This is a genomic window from Bisbaumannia pacifica (assembly GCF_007989625.1).
In the GTDB taxonomy this organism is placed as follows: domain Bacteria; phylum Pseudomonadota; class Gammaproteobacteria; order Pseudomonadales; family Halomonadaceae; genus Bisbaumannia; species Bisbaumannia pacifica.
In genome coordinates, this window is sequence record NZ_BJUK01000020.1 from 35,273 (window position 1) to 56,179 (window position 20,907).

At 68.0% G+C, this 20,907-nt stretch carries 19 protein-coding genes; 10 read left to right on the forward strand and 9 right to left on the reverse strand.

The window, feature by feature from the left end:
• Positions 1 to 35: 35 nt before the first annotated feature.
• Positions 36 to 1,004 (reverse strand): MBL fold metallo-hydrolase, encoded by a 969-nt coding sequence (locus HPA02_RS10080; RefSeq protein WP_146803061.1) that lies wholly within the window; start codon positions 1,002 to 1,004, stop codon positions 36 to 38.
• 298 nt (positions 1,005 to 1,302) lie between these two features.
• On the opposite strand from HPA02_RS10080, the gene HPA02_RS10085 reads away from it, so the two are divergent.
• From HPA02_RS10085 to HPA02_RS10100, 4 genes are all read left to right on the forward strand, one after another.
• Complete coding sequence (locus HPA02_RS10085) at positions 1,303 to 2,367, forward strand: TRAP transporter substrate-binding protein (RefSeq protein ID WP_146803062.1); 1,065 nt, start codon at positions 1,303 to 1,305, stop codon at positions 2,365 to 2,367.
• Between the two features lie 493 nt (positions 2,368 to 2,860).
• Positions 2,861 to 3,931: a TRAP transporter substrate-binding protein gene (locus HPA02_RS10090; RefSeq protein WP_146803063.1), complete on the forward strand. Its 1,071-nt coding sequence runs from the start codon at positions 2,861 to 2,863 to the stop codon at positions 3,929 to 3,931.
• A 12-nt stretch (positions 3,932 to 3,943) separates the two neighbouring features.
• Positions 3,944 to 4,504: a TRAP transporter small permease gene (locus HPA02_RS10095; RefSeq protein WP_146803064.1), complete on the forward strand. Its 561-nt coding sequence runs from the start codon at positions 3,944 to 3,946 to the stop codon at positions 4,502 to 4,504.
• Positions 4,501 to 5,796, forward strand: a complete 1,296-nt coding sequence (locus HPA02_RS10100; protein ID WP_146803065.1) for a TRAP transporter large permease — start codon at positions 4,501 to 4,503, stop codon at positions 5,794 to 5,796. Before HPA02_RS10095 ends, HPA02_RS10100 begins: the two co-directional genes overlap by 4 nt.
• 67 nt (positions 5,797 to 5,863) lie before the next feature.
• Here HPA02_RS10100 and HPA02_RS10105 read toward each other — a convergent pair whose 3' ends face one another.
• From HPA02_RS10105 to HPA02_RS10120, 4 genes are read right to left on the reverse strand one after another with little or no spacing between them, the layout of a single operon-like run.
• Entirely contained in the window at positions 5,864 to 6,340 is a 477-nt protein-coding gene (locus HPA02_RS10105) for a MarR family winged helix-turn-helix transcriptional regulator (protein WP_146803066.1), read from the reverse strand.
• A 53-nt stretch (positions 6,341 to 6,393) separates the two neighbouring features.
• Positions 6,394 to 6,780, reverse strand: a complete 387-nt coding sequence (locus HPA02_RS10110; RefSeq protein WP_146803067.1) for a Rieske (2Fe-2S) protein — start codon at positions 6,778 to 6,780, stop codon at positions 6,394 to 6,396.
• Positions 6,777 to 7,961 (reverse strand): alpha-hydroxy acid oxidase, encoded by a 1,185-nt coding sequence (locus tag HPA02_RS10115; RefSeq protein WP_146803068.1) that lies wholly within the window; start codon positions 7,959 to 7,961, stop codon positions 6,777 to 6,779. Before HPA02_RS10115 ends, HPA02_RS10110 begins: the two co-directional genes overlap by 4 nt.
• A gap of 19 nt (positions 7,962 to 7,980) precedes the next feature.
• Positions 7,981 to 9,297, reverse strand: a complete 1,317-nt coding sequence (locus HPA02_RS10120) for an NRAMP family divalent metal transporter (protein ID WP_146803069.1) — start codon at positions 9,295 to 9,297, stop codon at positions 7,981 to 7,983.
• A gap of 413 nt (positions 9,298 to 9,710) precedes the next feature.
• Between HPA02_RS10120 and HPA02_RS10125 the strand changes: the two genes are divergently transcribed.
• From HPA02_RS10125 to glcF, 3 genes are read left to right on the forward strand one after another with little or no spacing between them, the layout of a single operon-like run.
• Positions 9,711 to 11,192, forward strand: a complete 1,482-nt coding sequence (locus tag HPA02_RS10125) for an FAD-linked oxidase C-terminal domain-containing protein (protein ID WP_146803070.1) — start codon at positions 9,711 to 9,713, stop codon at positions 11,190 to 11,192.
• A 14-nt stretch (positions 11,193 to 11,206) separates the two neighbouring features.
• Positions 11,207 to 12,265, forward strand: coding sequence for a glycolate oxidase subunit GlcE (gene glcE, locus HPA02_RS10130; protein ID WP_146803071.1), 1,059 nt, complete (start codon positions 11,207 to 11,209; stop codon positions 12,263 to 12,265).
• A gap of 11 nt (positions 12,266 to 12,276) precedes the next feature.
• Positions 12,277 to 13,488 carry a glycolate oxidase subunit GlcF gene (glcF, locus tag HPA02_RS10135; RefSeq protein WP_146803072.1) on the forward strand — a complete coding sequence of 404 codons (1,212 nt, stop codon included), beginning with the start codon at positions 12,277 to 12,279 and terminating at the stop codon, positions 13,486 to 13,488.
• Positions 13,489 to 13,791: 303 nt separating this feature from the next.
• Here the strand turns inward: glcF and HPA02_RS10140 are convergent, their stop codons facing one another.
• Positions 13,792 to 14,625: an IclR family transcriptional regulator gene (locus HPA02_RS10140; RefSeq protein WP_146803073.1), complete on the reverse strand. Its 834-nt coding sequence runs from the start codon at positions 14,623 to 14,625 to the stop codon at positions 13,792 to 13,794.
• A 111-nt stretch (positions 14,626 to 14,736) separates the two neighbouring features.
• On the reverse strand, positions 14,737 to 15,267 hold the full coding sequence (gene uraD / locus HPA02_RS10145; RefSeq protein ID WP_146803074.1) for a 2-oxo-4-hydroxy-4-carboxy-5-ureidoimidazoline decarboxylase: 531 nt from the start codon (positions 15,265 to 15,267) through the stop codon (positions 14,737 to 14,739).
• Positions 15,268 to 15,463: 196 nt separating this feature from the next.
• Here uraD and uraH point away from each other — a divergent pair, with 196 nt between their 5' ends.
• The 3 genes from uraH to HPA02_RS10160 all read left to right on the forward strand — a co-directional run bounded on the left by uraH (position 15,464) and on the right by HPA02_RS10160 (position 17,970).
• Positions 15,464 to 15,817, forward strand: coding sequence for a hydroxyisourate hydrolase (uraH, locus tag HPA02_RS10150; protein ID WP_146803075.1), 354 nt, complete (start codon positions 15,464 to 15,466; stop codon positions 15,815 to 15,817).
• A gap of 64 nt (positions 15,818 to 15,881) precedes the next feature.
• The gene (locus HPA02_RS10155; RefSeq protein WP_146803076.1) at positions 15,882 to 17,093 is read left to right on the forward strand and encodes a urate hydroxylase PuuD; all 1,212 of its coding nucleotides are present in this window, start codon (positions 15,882 to 15,884) and stop codon (positions 17,091 to 17,093) included.
• Between the two features lie 154 nt (positions 17,094 to 17,247).
• On the forward strand, positions 17,248 to 17,970 hold the full coding sequence (locus tag HPA02_RS10160) for a GntR family transcriptional regulator (RefSeq protein WP_146803090.1): 723 nt from the start codon (positions 17,248 to 17,250) through the stop codon (positions 17,968 to 17,970).
• Positions 17,971 to 18,039: 69 nt separating this feature from the next.
• Here HPA02_RS10160 and HPA02_RS10165 read toward each other — a convergent pair whose 3' ends face one another.
• Entirely contained in the window at positions 18,040 to 19,497 is a 1,458-nt protein-coding gene (locus tag HPA02_RS10165) for an NCS1 family nucleobase:cation symporter-1 (protein ID WP_146803077.1), read from the reverse strand.
• 61 nt (positions 19,498 to 19,558) lie between these two features.
• A complete protein-coding gene (locus tag HPA02_RS10170; protein ID WP_146803091.1) occupies positions 19,559 to 20,902 on the reverse strand; it encodes an NCS1 family transporter in 1,344 nt (447 codons plus the stop codon).
• Between the last annotated feature and the right edge of the window lie 5 nt (positions 20,903 to 20,907).

Here is a 20,907-nt window from a genome sequence, read left to right on the forward strand (position 1 = left end):
CCGCGGGGGTGTCCTGGGGTCAGCGAGCGCGGGACTTACTGGTTTTCGACCACGTCCTGCAGGGAGTGCCACATCTCCTGGTCGCGCTCGGCGGTCCAGATGCGCGGGTCCGGGTACTCGCCACCGGCCTCGTCATAGCAGCGGGTGATATCGAAGGGCAGGCAGTGATCGAAGATCACCCAGTGGCCGTATTTGGGCTTCATCAGCGCGTAGGTCTCGGCGTAGCACTCGGAGAGCGACTTGCCGGCGGCCTTGCCCGCCTTGACGCTGTTGTACATGGTCAGCAGGAAGTCGCGGGTGCCCTCGATGGCCTCGCGGCACAGTGCCGGGGTGGTCAGGGCGTCGCCGCGGCCGGGGACCAGTTGCTCGGGCTCCAGGGCCAGCAGCTTGTCGAGGGTGGCCGGCCACTCCTCGTGGTAGGCGTCGCCGCTGTAGGGGGTGGCGCCGTACTCCACCTGGTCGCCGGAGAAGAGCACCTTCTCTTCGGGCAGCCAGACCACGGTGTCGCCCCGGGTGTGGCCCTTGCCCAGGTGCATGATGCGCACCTCGCGGTTGCCCATGAAGACGGTCAGCTCGCGCTCGAAGACGACGTTCGGCCAGGTCAGGCCGGGCACCGAGTCGACGCCCTGGAAGAGGCGCGGGAAGCGACCCACCTCGGACTCGTAGTCCTGCTGGCCGCGCTCCTTGATCAGCTCATAGGTGTTGCGGCTGGCATAGATGTTCTCGGCCTCGTAGGCGGAGGCGCCCAGCACCCGTACCGCGTGGTAGTGGCTCATCACCACATGCTTGATGGGCAGGTCGGTGACCTCGCGGATCCGGCGGATCACGTCCTGGGCCATGATCGGCGTGGCCTGGGTGTCCACCACCATGACGCTGTCGTCGCCGATGATGATGCCGGTGTTGGGGTCGCCCTCGGCGGTATAGGCATAGAGGCCGTCGGCGAGCTTGGTGAAGCTGACCTGCTTCTCTTCGGTATCGGCGTGGGATGCGAACTGCTTGCTCATGATTCCTCCGCTCGGTCGGGGCCGCAGGGGAACGGCGCCTTGTCGTTGGTGTGTCGGGATAATAGTTTCTTTTGAAACTTGTTGTCTAGCCATGGTCACCTGGTGGCCGACCGGTCAGGCGCTGGTCCGCGTTGTTAAGGCCAAGAAATCAGTGGCTTGTTCGATGGGTAGACTTAAGTCTAGTCGATTGCATTGAGGTAAATGGTTGCGATCGAGAGCAGTTGCCGGGCAAGGTTGTCGCCGATAACGCCTAACAATGATGTCGATGCGCGCATCGGCCACGACAAGGAACTCGACCATGCATCACGCCACTCGCCTGCTGCTGGGTGCCGCCGCCGCTTTCTGCCTGAGCGCTCCGGCTCTGGCCCAGACTGAGGCCCAGACCACCCTAACCGTCAGCACCTGGGGCGGTCCCAACCACGGCGTCAACACCATCGTCTGGCCCACCTGGAAGGCCTGGATCGAGGAGGCCACCGAGGGGCGCGTGACCCTCGACGTGGTCCACGACATGGGCCCGCCCGCCTCGCAGATGGATATCGTCGCCGACGGCATCGCCGATGCCAGCTGGATCTTCCATGCCCATATGGCCGGCCGCTTCCTGGCCACCCAGTTGCCGGAATTCCCCACCTTCGAGGAGTTCTCCTCGGAGGACGCCTCCGCCGCCTACTGGCATACCCATCGGGAACACCTGGCCCAGGCCGAGGAGCACCGCGGCGTCGATGTGGTCGCCATGGGGGTGCATGGCCCGGGGCAGGTCTTTACCCGCGATGCCGTGGCCGATCTCGATGATCTGGCGGGCCTGCGGCTGCGGGTCGGTGGCGGGGTGATGAGCGGCCTGGCGGAGGCCCTGGGGGTCACCGGCGTGGCCCTGCCGCCCACCGGCGTCTACGAGGCGGCCTCCCAGGGCGTGGTGGATGGCGCCATGCTGACCCTGGAGAGCCTGCGCAGCTTCCGGGTCGCCGAGGTGGCGCCGCATACCCTGACGGTGGATGGCGGCTTCTATCGCGGCAGTTTCGCCATCGTGGTCAACCCGATGTTCTGGGAGCGGGTCTCCGCCGAGGATCGCCAGGCCATCGAGGCGGTCTCCGGCGAGTCCCTCTCGCGGCTGTTCGGCTACATGATGGATGTCTCCGACGAGCGTGGCGTGGCCTTCGGCGAGGAGCAGGGGCAGGTCACCCAGGCCCTGGACGACGCCGGTATCGCGCGGCTGCAGGAGATCACCGACGAGCTGATCGCCGCCTGGTCGGTGGAGGTCGCCGAGCGGGGCGTCGAGGCGGAGGCGGCCCTGGAGGCGTTCCGCGAGCAGCTCGCCCGGGCCGCCGAGGCCGAGGGCATCGCTTCCCGGGTCGTGGAGCCCCGATGAGCGAAGCGCTCATCTGATACCGCCCCCGGTGCAAATCGACAGGCTTTGTGGTGTTGGTCGTGACGGGGGGCGAGAGGGGGCGAGACCGCGCCCCCTCGTTGCCGCAGATTTTTCCGGCGGTATGTGGGATGACACGATAAAGCTCTGAGTTATTTCCAATATGTGTGGGTTTTGTGGGGCTTGCCTCCGGATAACCCCCTAATGGCCTTCTGTTTGTGGGCCAGGCCGCGGCCTTCCCGGGAAAACCGTTTGTGCGCTAATAAGTCAGTAGGTTTCTGATAATTAAATATTTAACTCCCGTTAGACCTATGTCTTATGCGCCATTCGTCGCGCTGCCATTGCGCCAACGCCGGGACGCCGGGCATGGTATGCACGACGTGTTTCGTTAAAAAAACTAGAAGACAAAAATTCGTATCACGTTTCGGCGAGTCCCGCCGGCTATTCCAACAACAGCAAATCGTGTCGCCGTCCGGTGGCGACGAAGGGAGTGACCATGCACAAGAAGACCGCCAGCCTGATGATCGGCGCCCTAGCCGCCGCATCCCTGAGCACCTCGGCCCTGGCCCAGACCACCATCACCGTCAGCACCTGGGCCGGCCCCAACCATGGCATCAATACCATCGTCTGGCCCACCTGGAAGGCCTGGATCGAGGAAGCCACCGAAGGGCGGGTGACCCTGGACGTGGTCCACGACATGGGGCCGCCCGCCTCCCAGATGGAGATGGTGGCCGACGGCATCGCCGATGCCACCTGGGTCTTCCATGGCTACAACACCGGACGCTTCGAGCTGACCAAGCTGCCGGAATTCCCCACCTTCGAGGAGTTCTCCTCCGAGGATGCCTCCGCCGCCTACTGGCGCACCCACCAGGAGTACCTGGCCGAGGCCGGCGAGCATCGCGGCGTGGACGTGGTGGCCGCCGGCGTCCATGGCCCGGGCTGGATCTTCAGCCGCGAGCAGTACGACAGCCTGGATGACCTGCGCGGCGAGCGCATCCGCGTCGGCGGCGGGGTCATGGGCGATCTCTCCACTGCCCTGGAGCTGACCGGCGTGGCCCTGCCGCCCACCGGCGTCTACGAGGCGGGCTCCCAGGGCGTCATCGACGGCGCCATGCTGGTGCCGGAGGGCCTGCGCAGCTTCCGCGTCGCCGAGGTCTTCCCGCATACCCTCCGGGTGGATGGCGGCTTCTATCGCGGCAGCTTCACCATCGTCGTCAACCCGATGATCTGGGATCGGGTCTCCGAGGAGGATCGGGCGGCCATCGAGGCGGTCTCCGGCGAGCGGCTGTCGCGGCTGTTCGGCTATATGTTCGACACCGTGGACGTGCGCGGCGTGACCTTCGCCGAGGAGCAGGGCCACACCTTCACCGACCTGGGGGACGCGGACCTCGAGACCCTGCGCGGCATCAGCGACGACCTGGTCGAGTCATGGGCCGAGACGGTCACCGAGAGCCGCGGCATCGACGCCCGCGCCGCCATGGCCTACTTCCACGAGCAGCTGGATGCGGCCGCCGAGGAAGAGGGCGTGGCCGCCCTGGTGCCCGATACCATCGTGCCGGCCGAGTAAACGGAGCGCCCTATGCAGACCCTGGCGACTCGAGCGGCACGGCTCGGCCTGGTATTGCAGCGCGGCCTGGAGGGGGTGGCGGGTGCCACCCTCTTCGCCCTGATGCTGCTGACCACCGCCGACGTGACCGGCCGCTACTTCTTCAACCACCCCATCCTCGGCACCGTGGAGCTGACCCAGCTGATGCTGGCGGCGGTGGTCTTCCTCTCCCTGCCGGTGGTGTGCTGGCGCGAGGCGCATATCAGCGTCGACCTGCTCGATGCGGTCTTCCCCAAGGGGCTGATCTGGTTCCGTCAGCTGGTGGTCAACGGCGTCTGTGGCGCGGCCCTGTGGGTGATGACCGGCCGGGTCTGGGCGCTGGGTGAGCGGGCCTTCGCCTGGGGCGACGTCACCGAGTTCCTGCGCATTCCCATCGGTTACCTGATCTATCTGATGGCGCTGATGCTGGGTGTCTCGACCCTGCTGCTGGGGCTGCGCGCCCTGGGCTATCTGCTCGAGGGGCTGCGGATCATCGAGCGCGGCGGGCCGCTGAGTCCCGAACGCGATACGACCGACAAGGGGGATGCGGCATGATCGAGGCACTCTACGGTTTCGCGGCCCTACTGCTGCTGGTCTTCCTGCGCCTGCCGCTGGCTTTCGCCATGGGCATCGTCGGCTTCGTGGGCTTCTACGTCATCACCGGCAACTGGAACGCCGCCGAGGCGATGGCCGCGCGGCGGGTGGTGGACACCGCCATGAACTACGGCCTGTCGGTGATTCCGCTGTTTATCCTGATGGGCAACTTCGTCTCCCACGCCGGCCTCTCGGACGCCCTGTTCCGGGCCTCCAACGGCTTCCTGGGACACCGCAAGGGCGGTCAGGCGATGGCCACCATCGTCGCCTGTGGCGGCTTCAGCGCCATCTGCGGCTCGAGCCTGGCCACCGCCGCCACCATGGGGCGAGTGGCCATGCCGCAGATGCGCAAGTACGGTTACCAGGACTCCCTGGCCTCGGCGGCCATCGCCGCCGGGGGCACCCTGGGGATCCTGATTCCGCCCAGCGTGATGCTGGTGATCTACGGCATCCTCACCGAGACCAGTATCCGCGAGCTGTTCGCGGCGGGCTTTATCCCCGGCATCCTGGGCATCGTGCTCTACCTGCTGGCGGTGAAGTGGGTGCTGTGGCGCGACCCGAGCGCCGGGCCGGCCGGGGAGAGGGTGCCCTGGGCGGAGCGCTTTGCCGCCCTGAAGAGCGTGGGCAGCACCCTGGCGCTGTTCGTGCTGGTGATCGGCGGTATCTACCTGGGGGTGTTCACGCCCACCGAGGCGGCGGGGATCGGCGCCATGGGCGCCTTCGTGATCGCCCTGCTGCGCCGGGCGCTGACCCCGCAGGTGGTGATGAACGTGCTGATGGACACGGTGCGCACCACGGCGATGCTCTTCGCGGTGGTGCTGACGGCGCTGATCTTCGCCAACTTCATCAACCGCGCCGGCCTGCCGGACGACCTGCTGGCCTTCGTCAATGGCCTGGAGGTGGCGCCCTTCATGGTGATCCTGGTGATCCTGGCGATCTACGTGCTGCTGGGCTGCGTGTTCGAGAGCATGTCGATGATGCTGCTCACCGTGCCGGTGTTCTTCCCGGTGGTGGCGGGGCTGGGCTTCGACCTGGTGTGGTTCGGCATCCTGGTGGTGATCGTCATCGAGATCAGCCTGATCACGCCGCCGGTGGGGATGAACGTCTTCGTGTTGCGGGCGGTGCTGCCGGACGTCTCGACGGGGACCATCTTCCGCGGGGTGACGCCCTTCTGGTTCGCCGGCATGGCGCGGGCGCTGCTGGTGCTGGTGTTCCCGGGCATCGTGCTGTTGCTGCCCCAGTTGCTCTACTAGCGTCGTTACGCCCGACAAAAAGGCCGACCCTCGAGAGGGTCGGCCTTTTTGTCGTCTGCCGGTCGAGTCAGGGCGTCGCTTCGCCCTCGGCGAGGCGATCCACCCGCCGTTGTACCTTGTCGAGGAGCTCGTTGAGCAGCAGTCGCTCGCCGGGGCTCAGCGTTTCGGCATAGGCGGCGTTGCGCGCCCGCGAGATCACCACGGCACGCGCGAAGAGGCGCTCCCCCTCCTCGGTCAGGGTCAACCAGGCGCGCCGGGAATCCCTGGGATCGGCCCGGCGGGCGATCAGGCCACGCCCCAGCAGGGCCTGGCTGGCGCGGCTGATCCAGCCCTTGTCGATGCGCGTGCGGCGGGCGATGTCCATCACCGAGGAGTGCCCCGCCTCGCCGATGCAGGCCAGCACCTGCCACTCGCTTAGCGCCAGGTCGAAGTCCTCGCCGGTGGAGGCGGCGGCGATCTTGTTCATGGAGTTGGTCAGGCGGATCAGCCGGAAGCTGAGCAGCTCGTCGAGGCTGAAGGCCTCGCCGTCGACGGTGTCGGTCATGGGGCACTCTTGGGTGGCGATACGACTGCGGGCCGGAGGCCGGCAGGCCTACTCTACGATGCGCCGGCGCCGATCACCAGCCAGCCGTTCTCGGCCACTTCGAGGGGCACCGCATCCAGGCCATCGCCGGCGCCGGGGCCACCGAGGCCGGCACCGCTCTCGGCACAGAACCTCGCCTGGTGGCTGCTGCAAATCAGCTGGCGGCCATCCTCGCTGAGCACCCGGGGGCCCTGCTGATCGAGGGGCAGGTACTGATGGGAGCAGGCGTTGACATAGGCCCGGGGGCGGCCATTCGCCAGCCGCACCAGCAGCAGGGGGAAGCGTCCCTTGTGGCTCTCCACGCTCAGGCAGCGGCTGCTGCCCGGCCTCAGGGCCGCCGCCTCGATCACCGGGGTGCCGGGGGGCGGGGCGCTGCGATAGCTCTGCCAGGCGTGGCTCATGGTCGTTCTCCTCGTGGGGCGGTTCGGGGCGGCTGGGGGTAGCTGCCGGGGCGCAGGATACGGGTGTCCACGTCATGGATATCGCGCAGGCCGCATAGCGCCAGGGTGGTATCCAGCTCCTTGTGGATGATCCGCAGGCACTCCTCGACGCCCTCCTGGCCCAGGGCCCCCAGCCCATAGAGGAAGGCGCGGCCGATATAGGCGCCCTTGGCGCCGAGGGCCAGGGCCTTGAGCAGGTCCTGGCCGGAGCGGATGCCGCCGTCCAGGTGCACCTCGCAGCGGCTGCCCACGGCGGCGACGATGGCCGGCAGGGCGCGGATGCTGGACGAGGCGCCATCCAGCTGGCGGCCGCCGTGGTTGGAGACGACGATGGCATCGGCGCCGGCGGCCACCGCCTGCTCGGCGTCTTCCGGCTCGAGGATGCCCTTGATCACCAGCTTGCCGCCCCAGCGTTCCTTGATCCAGGCGACGTCGTCCCAGCTCAGGCTGGGGTCGAACTGGCCGGCGGTCCATTTGGCCAGCTCGCCCAGGTCGGTGGCGTCCTGCACATGGCCGGCCAGGTTGCCGAAGGTGCGTCGCCGGGTGCGGGCCATGCCCAGGCACCAGCGCCACTTGGTGGCCAGGTCGAGCAGGTTGCGGGGCGTGGGGCGCGGCGGCACCGTCAGGCCGTTGATGATGTCCTTGTGGCGCTGGCCGAGGATCTGCAGGTCGGCGGTCAGCACCAGGGCCGAGCAGCCCGCCGCCTTGGCGCGATCGATCAGCCGGCCGATGAAGTCCCGGTCGCGCATCACATAGAGCTGGAACCAGAAGGGGCGCGAGGTGTGTTCGGCGACGTCCTCGATGGAGCAGATGCTCATGGTGGAGAGGGTGAAGGGCACGCCGAAGGCCTCGGCGGCGCGGGCGGCGAGGATCTCGCCGTCGGCGTGCTGCATGCCGGTCAGGCCGGTGGGGGCCAGGGCCAGCGGCAGGCTCACCCGCTCGCCGAGCATCTCGCTGGCCAGGCGGCGATCGCTCATGTCCACCATCACCCGCTGGCGCAGCCCGATGGCGGCGAAGTCGTCGCCATTGGCCCGGTAGGTGCTCTCGGTCCAGGCACCGGAGTCCACGTAGTCATAGAACATCCTCGGCACCCGGCGTCGTGCTAGGCGCTGCAGGTCGTCGATGCAGGTGATGGTCGGCATGGTCGGGGCCTCCCTGGCCTCAGTGGATAAAACGCGCGTAGAGGTAGCCTAGCGAGAGCAGCACCAGGGCGGCGATGGCCAGCAGGCTCCAGGCATTGATCAGCCGCGAGGGGCGCAGCTCCGCGGGCACGCTGGCGCCATTGGCGGTGAAATGGTTGAGGGTCGCCAGGATGGGGCTGATCAGGAAGGCCACCACCATCACGAAATCCATAAACAGGCGGAAGCTGCCCATCAGGGTGAAGAGGATCAGGATGGCCAGCAGCGATAGCCCGAGCATGGCGATCAGGTAGGGGCGGCTGCCCTCGACCCGGCGAGTCTCCTCCTCGATGCCGTCGGGGCGGGTGATGGCATGGTAGGCGGCGGTCAGCATGCGCGGGAAGCCGTCCAGCACGGTGAGCAGGGTGGTCAGCATCACCGTGAAGGCGGAGATGCCCACCACGAAGCCGCTCCATTCGCCCAGGGTCGAGGTGTAGAGGCCGATCACCTGGCTGGCGAAGCCCACGGCGCCGTCGGCGGGGGTGATGCCCTGGCTGTGCATGACCCCGGCGCCCATGATCACGAAGCAGGCGGCGAGGATGGCGGCGCCGATGTAGCCGATATCGAAGTCGACCTTCTCCGCCTCGGTGTCGCAGCGCTCGCCGCGGGCCTTGTTGCGGGCCTCCGACCACAGGGAGTTCATGATCGCCAGGGTGATGTCCGAGGGCATCAGGCCGAGCACCGCCACCAGGGTCACCAGGGTGGCGGCGCTGAACAGCGGCGAGGCGGCGGTGGCCGGGTAGAGGCTCCACTCCACCATGGGCAGCGCCGCCAGGGTGGCCAGCAGGGTGGTCAGGCTGAGGATGCCGATAAATACCTTGTTGACCCAGTCCAGCATCCGGTAACCGCCGGTATAGGTGAGCAGGCAGCCGCCGGCGATCAGCACCACGGCGATGGTCGGGGCGCCGAGGCTCAGCGACAGCAGGCTGCCGGCCAGCCCCGCCGTGGTGATGGCGATGGCGGCGATGATGATGGCCAGCACCGGCAGCTGCACCAGCGCGAAGAGCGCCACCACCGTCTTGCCGAAGGTCCGGCGGTAGCCCTCGATCAGCGACTTGCCGGTGACGCTGACATAGAAGGGGCCGAAGAAGAAGGCGGGGTACTTGATCAGGATCGCCAGCAGGATAAAGCCCAGCAGGCCGATGCCGTACTCGGCGCCGGCGCGGGTCGACTGCACCACATGGGAGGTGCCGATGGCGGCGCCGGCGAACAGGAAGCCGGGGCCGAGGGCCGCCAGGTACTTGGCATAGGTGGAACGGGGCGGCGCACTGGTCGTCGCGGTGGGGGAGGGTCGGGTCATGGCGTGCTCCTCGGGGGCCTTATTGTTGGTCTAGGTGAGGCCTTGTCGGCTGCTATGTTGTCTAACCAACATAATCCATAAATGGTCTTTCCTTGGAGAATCCCGTGTCAAATGATCCGGCGGCCTGTCCGGCGGCTATCCTTATGACTGCGGGCAAGGGATGCGTTTTATATCATAAATACAGGGTGTTATAGGGGAGTTTCGGGCGCGGCTCGGTGGCTTATACTTTGGTCGAGAGGGGCCGGCCTCTGCCGCGGGGTCGGCCCGTTCGGGGCGCGATAGCCCGGCCGGTCCGGGGCGTCGTCGGGGCTGGATTTTGCGTGTATGCGGGAGTATAAGGTTGCTTAGACAACATTATTGCCGCCTCGGATACCACCGCTGAAGCGGGCCGAGGCATTCGATTGGAGCCCGCCATGACCGCCACTCCCCAGGCCGAGGCCCGCATGACAGCGCAGTTCCTGCAGGCGCTGGCCGCCTGTCTGCCCGCCGAGGGACTGGTCCTCGACGAGGCCGGACGTCGCGCCTACGAATGTGATGCCCTGACCCTGTTTCGCCGCCTCCCCGGGGTGGTCGCGATCCCCGAGGAGATCGCGCAGGTCCAGGCGATACTGCGCCTCTGTGATGACTATGGCGTGCCGGTGGTGGCACGAGGTGCCGGGACCGGCCTCTCCGGGGGTGCCCTGCCCCACGCCGAGGGGGTGCTGCTCAATCTGTCGCGGCTCGACGCCACCCTGGAGATCGATCCGGACCGGCGCCTGGCCCGGGTCGGCGCCGGGGTGCGTAACCTGGCGATCTCCCAGGCCGCCGCCCCCCATGGCCTCTACTTCGCTCCCGACCCCTCCTCCCAGGTGGCCAGCACCCTGGGCGGCAATATCGCCGAGAACGCCGGCGGCGTGCACTGCCTCAAGTACGGCCTGACGGTGAATAACGTGGTGGCCGCCACCCTGATCACCATCGACGGCGAGCGGCTGACCCTGGGCTCGCCCTTGGGCGAGGCGCCGGGTCTCGACCTCCTGGCGCTGATTCATGGCTCCGAGGGGCTGCTGGGGGTGGTGGTGGAGGCCTGGGTCGAGCTACTGCCCCTGCCCCGGGACAAGCGAGTACTGCTGGCGGGCTTCGCCGAGGTGACCGATTGCGCCGAGGCGGTGGCGGCGATCATCGCCGCCGGGGTGGTGCCGGCGGGTCTGGAGCTGATGGACCGTGCCGCCGTGGTGGCGGTGGAAGCGATGGTCCAGCAGGGCTGGCCCTGCGACCTGGGCGCCCTGCTGATCTGCGAGCTGGATGGTAGCGCCGCCGAGGTGACCGCCCAGAGCGAGCGGGTGACGGCGCTGTTGAAGACGCATGGCGCCGACCACCTGGAAAGCGCCACCGATCCCGCCGAGCAAGCGCGTATCTGGTCGGTGCGCAAGGCCGCCTTCCCGGCCATCGCCCGCCTGGCCCCGGACACCCTGGTGATGGATGGCAGCGTGCCGCGCCGCCGCCTGGCGGCGGTATTGACCCGCATCATCGCCCTGGCCGAGGCCTATGGGCTACGCGTCTTCAATACCTTTCATGCCGGCGACGGCAATATCCACCCGGTGATCCTCTTCGACAGCCGGCTCGAGGGCGAGCTGGAGCGGGCCGAGTCCCTGGGCCAGGCGATCCTTCGGCTGTGCGTGGAGGAGGGGGGCAGCATCACCGGCGAGCACGGGGTGGGCGCCGAGAAGGTGGATGCCATGTGCGATCAGTTCTCCGCCGCCGAGCTGCGCCAGTTCGAAGCCATCAAGGCGGCCTTCGATCCACGGGGGCTGCTCAATCCGGGCAAGCTGATCCCGACCCTCAACCGCTGTGCCGAACTGGGCCACCTGCACGTCAAGGATGGTCGATTCCCCCATCCCGAGTTGCCGCGTTTCTAGGCGAGGAGAGTGTCATGCAGGAAGCGGACCTGAGCCGCGAGCTAAGCGAGCGAGTCGCCGAGGCGGCGCGGCGGGGCACGCCGCTGCGCCTGGTGGGCGGCGGGACCAAGGCCTGGTATGGCCGCCCGGTGGCGGCAGAGCCTCTGGCCCTGGCCGGTCATCGTGGCGTGGTGGACTACCAGCCCAGCGAGCTGGTGGTGCGGCTGCGCGGTGGCACCCGGCTGGTCGAGCTGGAGGCGCTGCTGGCCGCCGAGGGCCAGTGGCTGGCCTGTGACCCGCCGCGTTTCGGCGCCGAGACCACGGTGGCCGGGGCCCTGGCCGCGGGCCTGGCGGGCCCGGGGCGCCCCTATCTGGGTGGGCTGCGCGATGCCGTCCTGGGGGTGACCCTGATCAATGGGCGCGGCGAGGTGGTGCGCCTGGGCGGGGCGGTAATGAAGAACGTGGCCGGCTTCGACGGCTTCCGTCCCATGGTGGGGGCCCTGGGCTCCCTGGGGGTGATCCTCGAGGTCTGCCTCAAGGTGGCCCCGCGCCCGGCGTCCCGGCGTGCCTTGGCCCTGGCGCTGCCCCGTGAGGCGCTGGCCGAGCGTGCCGAGGCCTGGTGGCGAGCGGGGCTGCCCCTGGCCGGGGCGGCCCACGACGGCGAGCGGCTGCGGCTGTGCCTGGCCGGCAGCGAATCGGCGGTGGACGAGGCCGTGGCGACCCTGGGCGGCGACGAGGAGGATCCCGCCTACTGGTCGGCGCTGCGCGATCAGCGGCTGCCCTTCTTCCGCGATCCGGGGGCACCACTATGGCGCCTGTTGCTGCCTCCGGGGGCGTGCCCGGCCCTGCCCGGCGAAGGCCTGGTGGAGTGGGGCGGTCGCCAGTGGTGGTGGCGCGGCGAGGCGCCGGCGGAGGCGGTCTTCGCCGAGGCCGCCCGGCTGGGGGGCCAGGCCAGCCGCTGGCGCGGCGGCGACCCGAGGGCGCCGGTCTTCGCTCCCCTGGCGCCGCCCCTGCTGGCCCTGCAGCGTCGCCTCAAGGCCGCCTTCGATCCCGAGGGGCTGTTCAATCCCGGCATCCATTACCCGGAACTCTAGGAGGTTTCGCCATGCAGACCCGACTCGCCGAGCCCCTGGCGACGACCCCTCGGGGCGAGGAGGCGGAGGCGATCCTGCGCCAGTGCACCCACTGCGGCTTCTGCCTGCCCGCCTGCCCCACCTATCGGCTGCTGGGCGACGAGCGCGACAGCCCCCGGGGGCGCATCTACCAGGTCAAGCAGGTGCTGGAGGGGGCCCCGGCCACCCCCGAGCTGGGGCGTCACCTGGATCGCTGCCTGACCTGCCGGGCCTGCGAGAGCGCTTGCCCGGTGGGGGTGCCTTACCATCGCCTGGCGGACCTGGGCCGCGAGATCGTCGCCGAGCAGGCGCCGCCTCCGGCGCCGGCGCGCTGGCTGCGTTGGGGCCTGCGCCAGGTGCTGCCCCGGCGCCGGCTCTTCGCCACCCTGCTGGGCCTGGGACGGCTGGCGCGACCGCTGCTGCCCGGCACCCTGGCCGCCAAGGTGCCTCCCCGGGAGGCAGCGCAGCCCTGGCCCCGGGCTCAAGGCGGGCGCCGTCGGGTGGCGGTGATGACCGGCTGCGTGCAGCCGGCCCTGGCACCGGGGCTCGATCCCCGCCTGGCGACCCTGCTCGACGGCCTGGGCATCGATGCCGTGCCGCTGGCCGGTTGCTGCGGCGCCGTGGACCAGCACCTGGGGGCCCCCGAGGTGGCCCGCCGGCGGCTGCGCCGCCTCGTTGATCTGTGCCGACCGGCCCTGGAGGCCGGTACCGAGGCGATCCTGGTCAGCGCCAGCGGCTGCGGTGCCCAGCTCAAGGAGGTGGGCGTGCTGCTGGCCGAGGATCCGGACTATGCGCAGCAGGCCGCGCGCGTCGCGGCCAAGGTCCGAGACCCCCTAGAGTTGCTGGAAGACGAGCGGTCACGGCTCGCCCCGGCCCCTGATGCGCCGCGCCGCCTCGCCTTCCAGTCGCCCTGCTCCCTGCAGCATGGTCAGCGGCTGGGTGGGCGGGTCGAGGCATTGTTGGGCGCCCTGGGGTTCGAGCTGACGCCGGTGGCGGACGCCGGGCTCTGCTGTGGCTCGGCGGGCACCTACTCGCTGCTCCAGCCGGAGCTCGCGACCCGGCTGCGGGACGACAAGCTGCGTCATCTCCAGGCCGGAGACCCCGAGTGGGTCGTCACCGCCAATATCGGCTGCCAGACGCACCTGGCGGCGGCCAGCCCCTTGCCGGTGCGCCACTGGCTGGAGCTATTGGCGGTGAAGCCGTAACGCCGCGATCGGGCATGACTCGCCAACGCAAGACGCCGCGCCCAGAGAGGCGCGGCGTCTTGCCAGGATGGCGATGAGGCGAAAACGCTTCGGGGCTGAGAGGCTTGCCGCCGAGTCCTGCTGGAGAGGGCGGTAACCTCCCCCTCGGAGACGCTAGAACGCCTCGTGGCTGGGTGGCTTGCCGCCGAGTCCTGCTGGAGAGGGCGGTAACCTCCCCCTCGGAGACGCTTAGAAATCCTCGTGGCTGGGTGGCTTGCCGCCGAGTCCTGCTGGAGAGGGCGGTAACCTCCCCTTCGGAGACGCTTAGAACTCCTCGGGGCTGGGCTGCTTGCCGCCGATCTGCGCGGTAATCTCCCGCGCCGCGCGGCTGACCAGGCCGCCGAGCTCCGCCAGGCGCGATTCGGGAATCCGTGCCATGGGGCCGGAGACCGAGATGCCCGCCAGGGCGTTGCCCTGTTCGTCATGGATGGTGGCCGCCACGCAGTGCAGGCCCACCGCATGCTCCTCCCGATCGCAGGCATAACCCTGGCGACGAATCTCCGCCAGGGCCTCGCGCAGCCGCGCCGGGGTGTCGATGGTATTGGCGGTGACCCGGGGCAGGCCGCGGGCCTGGAGGATGCGTTCCACCTCCTTGTCCGGCAGCCAGGCCAGCAGCGCCTTGCCGACGCCGGAGGCGTGCATGGGCGCCCGGGAGCCGAGGCGGGTGATCATGCGCATCATCTGCGGCGATTCGCTCTGGGCCAGGAACACCGCCATGCCGTCGTCGCGGATGCCCAGGTTGGCGGACTCGCCGCTCTCCTCGGTGAGGCGACGCAGGAAGGGGCGGGCGGTGGCCACGAAGTCGCGGGCCTCGAGGAAGGTGTTGCCGATCTGGAAGGTCTTGACCCCCACCTTCCACAGGCCCAGCTCGGTGTCCTGGGTGATAAAGCCCTGCTGGTGCAGGGCCTGGAGCAGGCGGTGGGTGGTGGAGGGGGCCAGGCCGACGATCTGGGCGATATCGGACAGCGCCAGGCCCATGGGGGCGGCGGCCAGCCCCTCGAGGATATTCAGGCCGCGCACCAGCGACTGACTGTGTCCGCCGCTGCTCTTGCCGCTCCCGGCCGGTCGGCCTACCGTCTTGCGTTTGCTCTCGGTCACGCCTCGTTCTCCGTCACCAAACTGCGATGGCGCCTAGGATACACCCTCGGCGCCGCCCTGTCGTGGTAACGGAAAACCCTTCCACTAAACTTTCCGGGCGGCACCGTCGGCTTATTGCTGCTCGGCGCGGGCCTGCAGGCGGAACAGGGCGATACGGTTGATCTGTTCCACCACGGTGCGGCGCTCTTCCTCGGCGCTGTTCTCCAGGCGCTCCTCGAAGGCGGCCAGGATCAGGTGGCGGTTGCTGCCCTTGACGGCCATCACGAAGGGGAAGCCGAAACGCTCCTTGTAGGCGTTGTTGAGGCGTTCGAAGCGGGCCAGCTCCTCGGGGGTGCACTGGTCGAGGCCGGCGCCGGCCTGCTCGCTGGTGGAGTCATCGGTGAGCTCGCCGGCCAGGGCCGCCTTGCCGGCCAGGTCCGGGTGGGCACGCACCACTTCCAGCTGGCGCTCGGCGCTGGCCTCGTCGAGGACCTTGCCCATGGCGGCGGCCAGGCCCTCCGGGGTGTCCTGCTCGGCGCCGAGGCCGGCCTCCCAGGTCAGTTCGGCGACCCAGGGAGAGTGCTCGTAGATCTCGCCGAACTGGGCCACGAAGGTGGCGCGGTCCATGCTGCTGGGGCGGGGGTTCAGGGTCTTGTCACTCATTGTTTTCTCCTTGGGAGGCAGAGGGGCCCATAATACGCTACATCTACTGTATACAAAAACTCTTTGAAATGTACTCCATTTGAGGCTAAAACTGTAACCATAGAATTCGGGCCGGTCACCCGGTGGGCACCACCGCCCCGGCCCTGTCCTTCAGCCGCGCCGCCCAGCGGTGCCATGACCACAACAGGAGAGACACATGGGACGCGTAACCACCCACGTCTTGGACTCTGCCAAGGGCCGGCCTGGCCACGGTATCCGCATCGAGGTCTTCCGTATCGAAGGCGACCAGCGCGTGCGCATCGGCGAGGCGGTGACCAACGACGATGGCCGCTGCGATGCCCCCATCCTCGAGGGCGATGCCCTTACCGTGGGCGAATATGAGCTGCTTTTCCATGCCGGGGACTACCTGGATCGGGAAGGGGTGGCCGGTCCCAAGCCGCGCTTCCTCGACCGTATCCCGCTGCGCTTCGGCGTCGCCAACGCGGACGAGCACTACCATGTGCCGCTGCTGCTGGCTCCCTATAGCTTCTCCACCTACCGGGGCAGCTGAGTTTCCCGTCGACTTCTTCCCCCTGAATCGACCTACAACAACCGCACAAAGCGAGCGCTGAGTTATGGACGCGTATCTCCTCGAGTTTGCCAATATGCTGCTGCGATGGCTCCACGTCATCGCCGCGGTGGCCTGGATCGGTGAATCGATCTACTTCGTGATGCTGGATAACGGGCTGAAGACGCCCAAGGACGAGGCCTGCCGCAAGAAGGGTGTGTTCGGCGAGATGTGGGCCGTGCACGGCGGCGGCTTCTACCACAACCAGAAGTACGCCACCAGCCCGGAAAAGCTCCCCGACGACCTGCACTGGTCGTTCTGGAAGTCCTATACCACCTGGCTGTCGGGCTTCGCGCTCTTCACCCTGCTGTATATGGCCAACCCCAGCTTCTACCTGGTCAATCCCAATAGCGCCTGGGAGTGGGCCGCCAACATGACCGGCTGGCAGGCCAACGTCATGGCGCTGCTCTTCCTGCTCGGCGGTTGGGTGGTCTACAACGAGCTGTGCAAGCGCATCAGCCCGAACATGGAGCGCGATGGCGTCCTGAGTATCGCCGTGGCGGTGATGATGGTGGTGGTCGCCTACCTGAGCGTGCATATCTTCTCCGGCCGGGCCGCCTTCCTGCTGACCGGCGCGGTGATGGCCACCGCCATGTCCGCCAACGTCTTCTTCTGGATCATCCCGGGCCAGCGGCGCATGGTGAAGGCGCTCAAGGCCGGCGAGACCCCGAACCCCATCGATGGCAAGCGCGGCAAGCAGCGCTCGGTGCACAACACCTACTTCACGCTGCCGGTGGTGCTGCTGATGATCAGCAACCACTACTCCTTCCTCTACGCCCATGAGCTGGCCTGGGTGATCATGACGCTGTTCATCTTCGCCGGCGCCCTGATCCGTCAGTTCTTCGTGCTGATGCACTCCGGCCAGATCAAGCCGGCCTATCCGGCGGCGGGCGTGGTGCTGATCCTGATCAGCGTCTGGGTCGCCGCGCCGAGCAGTGCGCCGGCGGGGGGTACCGATGTGGCGGCGGCCGGTGACGGGCCGAGCGTCGCGGAAGTCAGTGGCATCATCAACGAGCGTTGCGTGACCTGCCACTCCCGTGAGCCGAGCCACCCCAGCTTCAACTCGGCCCCGGCGGGGATCACCTATGACAGCGACGAGAACATCCTCAACAGCATTGCCCAGATCAAGCAGGTGGTGGGCAGCAACTACATGCCGCTGGGCAATATGACCCAGATGACCGACGAGGAGCGCGCCGTCATCGCCGCCTGGCAGGAGTAATCCCCCTCCGCCTGCGGCCCATGCCGTGCCCCGCGACAGTGGCCCGCCCTCCGGCGGGCCACTGTCGTCCGTGGCCGGCAAAAGCGTATACAATGGGCAGCAAGATGAGGGCAGTCGATCTGGAGAGTCGTCGACCATGACGGAACACACACCGATGCCGACCAAGGCCGATGAGCGACCCAAGCGTCGCCTGGGCAAGAATGGTGATGGCGCCAAGCGGCACGACGAGATCTATCGCACCATCAGCGATGCCATCATCGAGCATCGCCTCAAGCCGGGGGCGCGCCTGCGCGAGGATGCCCTCGCCGAGGTGTTCGGCGTCAGCCGCACCGGGATCCGCAAGATCCTCCAGCGCCTGGCCCTGGAACAACTGGTGACGCTGACCCCGCGGCGCGGTGCCAGCGTCACCCGGCCCACCGCCGAGGAGGCCAAGGAGGTCTTCGCCGCCCGCCAGATGGTGGAGTGCGGCCTGATGCCCGAGGTGGCGCGGCGTATCACCGCCGCCGACGTCCGTGACCTGCGCGACAATATTCGCCGCGAGCTGGAGGCCCTGCGCGCCGGCGAGCAGAGCGTGGCCATCAAGCTCTCCGCCGCCTTCCACGAGCGCCTGGCGCGGCTCTCCGGCAACGCCACCCTGGCCGAGTTCGTGGGGCGCCTCTGTTCCCGCTCGTCGCTGATCCTGGCGGTCTACGGCAATACCGGCCACCTGGGCTGCGAGTCCCACGATCACGACGACCTGATCGGCTTTCTGGAGGAGGGCGACGGCGAGCGGGCCAAGGCCTTCATGAGTCGCCACCTCAGGGCCATCGAGGCCTCCCTGGCGATCACCGAGGAGGAGGAGGAGCATCCGGACCTGCACCAGATCTTCTCCGAATGACCTCGCCGCTCCACGACGACGCAGGCCCCGGGCAAGTGCCCGGGGCCTGCGTCGTCGTGGGGTGGAGGATCAGGAGTGGGAGATGGCCGGCACGGCGCGGAACCGGCGCATCAGGCCGTAGTAGAAGAGCCCGCCCAGCGCGGCCCCCAGCAGCCAGCCGTAGCCGCCGAGGCCGGAGAGCGCCGGCACCAGCACGGTGGAGATCGAGAACAGCGCCGCGCCAGCGAAGGCGATCAGGGCGCGCTGGTTCCAGCCCTTGAGGTAGTGGTAGCGGCCGCCCTCCGCTGAGGAGAAGAGATCCTGCATGTTCAGCGTCTGGCGCTTGATCAGGTAGTAGTCCACCACGATGATGCCGTAGAAGGGCGCGACGACGGCCCCCAGGGCATTGACGAAGCCCGGCACGCCGATCTGGCTGATCACCGAGACCCACAGCGCGCCGACGAAGAAGGCCAGCACGGCGGTGATCAGGCCGCCCACCTTGAAGCTGATCTTGCTGGGGAAGAGGTTGGCCAGGTCATAGGCCGGCGGGATGAAGTTGGCCACCAGGTTGATGCCCACGGTGGCGGCGAAGAAGGTCAGGGCGGCGACGATGGTCAGCGGCAGGGAGTCGACCCGCTCGACGATATCCGCCGGGTTGGTCAGCGCCTCGCCGAACAGCACCAGGGTACCGGCGGTGATGATCAGGGCGATAAACGAGAAGAAGGCCACGTTCAGCGGCAGCCCCAGCAGGTTGCCCAGCTTCATCTGCCGCTCGCTCTTCACGAAACGGGTGAAGTCGCCGAAGTTGATCACCACGGCGGCGAAGTAGGCGACCATGGTGCCGACGATGGCCAGGAAGGCCGCCACGGCGCTGCCGCTGCGTTCCTCATCGGCGCTGAAGATGGAGCTCACCGCGGGCAGCAGGTCGCCGCCGGCCTGGACCCAGACCACGACCATCAGCACCAGCATCACCACATAGACCATCGGGCCGGCCCAGTTGAGGAAGTGCTTGATACGCTCGATGCCGGCCCAGAAGATCGCGATCTGGAACAGCCAGACGATCACGAAGGCCAGCCAGGCCACCCCCGAGAGCCCCAGGAAGGTGCTGCCGTCGCCGCCGCCGAACAGGGCGGTGATCAGCAGCGCCACCGCCGTGGAGGCGAAATAGGTCTGCACCCCGTACCAGAAGATGCCGATGATGGCGCGCAGCAGGGCCGGCAGGTTGGCGCCGCGCACCCCCATGCTGGCGCGAATCATCACCGGGAAGGGGATGCCGTACTTGACGCTGGGCTTGCCGGTCAGGTTGACCAGATACATGACGATCACCCCGGCGAGGATGATCGCCGCCATCACCGCCCAGCCATTCAGCCCGTAGGTCAGAAACAGCGAGGCGGCCAGGGTGTAGCCGAACAGGCTCTGGATGTCGTTGGACCACACATTGAAGATCTCGAAGGCCCCCCAGTTGCGATCCTTGTGCTTCAGCGGGGCCAGGTCCTCGTTATAGAGGCTCGGGTCGATCGTCTGGATATCCAGGTCGCTCTCTTTCATCGGGGTCACCATTGTCGTTGTTGTGGCGACGGCCCGGCCTGGCCGAGCCGTCGTATCGGGCTTACTGACGGAAGCGCTGGCAGGGGGCCCAGTGCGTCATCAGCAGGTAGTAGGTGGCACCGGCCGGAATCAGGCTGGCGTACCAGGAGACGGAGGAGAAGCTGAGGGCGGCGACGATGCCCACGACGGTGGCGATCAATGCCGCCACGTTGACGCCCCGATAGGGGCCGTTCTCGTCATACAGCTTGTCCAGGTCCAGGGTGCGGCGACGAATCAGGAAGTAGTCCACCACCAGGATGGCGAAGATCGGCCCCAGGAAGGCGGAATAGGTCTGCACGAAGAGTTGCAGGCCGGCGGCGGAATCCGGCTGCACCAGCTTCCAGGGGAAGGTCGCGAAGGCCAGCAGCCCCACCAGGATGGTGGCGGTGCGGAACTTCATCTTGAAGACGTCCATCAGCACATAGGTGGGCGGCACCACGTTGTTGAGCACATTGGTGGTGACCTGGGCGAAGGCGATAAACAGCAGGGTAGCCATCAGCAGCGGAGTATTGTCCACCGCATTGGTGAAGACCTGGATGGGGTCGGCGGTGCCGGTGGCCTCGGAGACCATGAAGCCGATCAGGCCCATGAACAGGGTGCAGGGCAGGATCGACATGGCGTAGATGGTGGTCAGCAGGCCGGCCCCGGTGCCCTGCTTGTGCTCCCGGGAGTAGTCGCTGACGTTGAGCATCATGGTGCTGTAGATGCCCAGGAAGAGCATGGTGGCGCCCCAGAAGGGCAGGCCCCAGGAGCCTTCCATGGTCAGCAGGTTGGCGGAGAGCTCGTCACCGTAGCGCTGCACCGTGGCATAGAACATATAGGCCAGGGAGGCGAGGATAAAGGCGCTGCCCACGTTCTCCAGCCACTTGATGCCCTGGAAGCCCATCACCGACAGGCCGATCTGCAGGAACTGGAAGGTGACGAAGTAGAAGATCAGATTGTCGAAGCCGAACAGGGTCGTCGAGACCATGTTCAGGGCCCCGGCGCCGATCCAGCTCTGGAAGCCGTACCAGACGATGGCCGGTACCGCCCGCACCAGGCCCGGCAGGCGCGTGCCGGCGAAGCCGAAGGCGCCGCGGGCCTGGACCATGAAGGGAATGCCGTACTTGTAGCCGGCGGCGCCGTTCAGGGCCAGGGCGATGCCGATCACGAAGCAGCCGATGGCGATGGCCACGGTGGCCTGGATCAGGTTCAGGGTACCCACCACGCTGGAGCCCATGGCGAAGGTGCCGATGGAGACGCAGCCGCCGAACCAGGCCAGGAAATAGGAGGCGCGGCCCATGATGCGGGTCTGTTGGGGCGCCAGGGATTCCTCGCCGGGCGCCTTGCCGGCGGCGCCGGCGGATAGCTCGGGAGTGACGGGCATGGCTT

Coding starts and splice junctions, on each gene's coding strand:
- HPA02_RS10090 (WP_146803063.1), top strand. CDS start 2,861: ATGCACAAGAAGACCGCCAGCCTGATGATCGGCGCCCTAGCCGCCGCA.
- HPA02_RS10110 (WP_146803067.1), bottom strand. CDS start 6,780: ATGAGCCACGCCTGGCAGAGCTATCGCAGCGCCCCGCCCCCCGGCACC.
- HPA02_RS10100 (WP_146803065.1), top strand. CDS start 4,501: ATGATCGAGGCACTCTACGGTTTCGCGGCCCTACTGCTGCTGGTCTTC.
- uraD (WP_146803074.1), bottom strand. CDS start 15,267: ATGAGTGACAAGACCCTGAACCCCCGCCCCAGCAGCATGGACCGCGCC.
- uraH (WP_146803075.1), top strand. CDS start 15,464: ATGGGACGCGTAACCACCCACGTCTTGGACTCTGCCAAGGGCCGGCCT.
- glcF (WP_146803072.1), top strand. CDS start 12,277: ATGCAGACCCGACTCGCCGAGCCCCTGGCGACGACCCCTCGGGGCGAG.
- glcE (WP_146803071.1), top strand. CDS start 11,207: ATGCAGGAAGCGGACCTGAGCCGCGAGCTAAGCGAGCGAGTCGCCGAG.
- HPA02_RS10115 (WP_146803068.1), bottom strand. CDS start 7,961: ATGCCGACCATCACCTGCATCGACGACCTGCAGCGCCTAGCACGACGC.
- HPA02_RS10085 (WP_146803062.1), top strand. CDS start 1,303: ATGCATCACGCCACTCGCCTGCTGCTGGGTGCCGCCGCCGCTTTCTGC.
- HPA02_RS10120 (WP_146803069.1), bottom strand. CDS start 9,297: ATGACCCGACCCTCCCCCACCGCGACGACCAGTGCGCCGCCCCGTTCC.
- HPA02_RS10105 (WP_146803066.1), bottom strand. CDS start 6,340: ATGACCGACACCGTCGACGGCGAGGCCTTCAGCCTCGACGAGCTGCTC.
- HPA02_RS10165 (WP_146803077.1), bottom strand. CDS start 19,497: ATGAAAGAGAGCGACCTGGATATCCAGACGATCGACCCGAGCCTCTAT.
- HPA02_RS10170 (WP_146803091.1), bottom strand. CDS start 20,902: ATGCCCGTCACTCCCGAGCTATCCGCCGGCGCCGCCGGCAAGGCGCCC.
- HPA02_RS10125 (WP_146803070.1), top strand. CDS start 9,711: ATGACCGCCACTCCCCAGGCCGAGGCCCGCATGACAGCGCAGTTCCTG.
- HPA02_RS10080 (WP_146803061.1), bottom strand. CDS start 1,004: ATGAGCAAGCAGTTCGCATCCCACGCCGATACCGAAGAGAAGCAGGTC.
- HPA02_RS10155 (WP_146803076.1), top strand. CDS start 15,882: ATGGACGCGTATCTCCTCGAGTTTGCCAATATGCTGCTGCGATGGCTC.
- HPA02_RS10095 (WP_146803064.1), top strand. CDS start 3,944: ATGCAGACCCTGGCGACTCGAGCGGCACGGCTCGGCCTGGTATTGCAG.
- HPA02_RS10160 (WP_146803090.1), top strand. CDS start 17,248: ATGCCGACCAAGGCCGATGAGCGACCCAAGCGTCGCCTGGGCAAGAAT.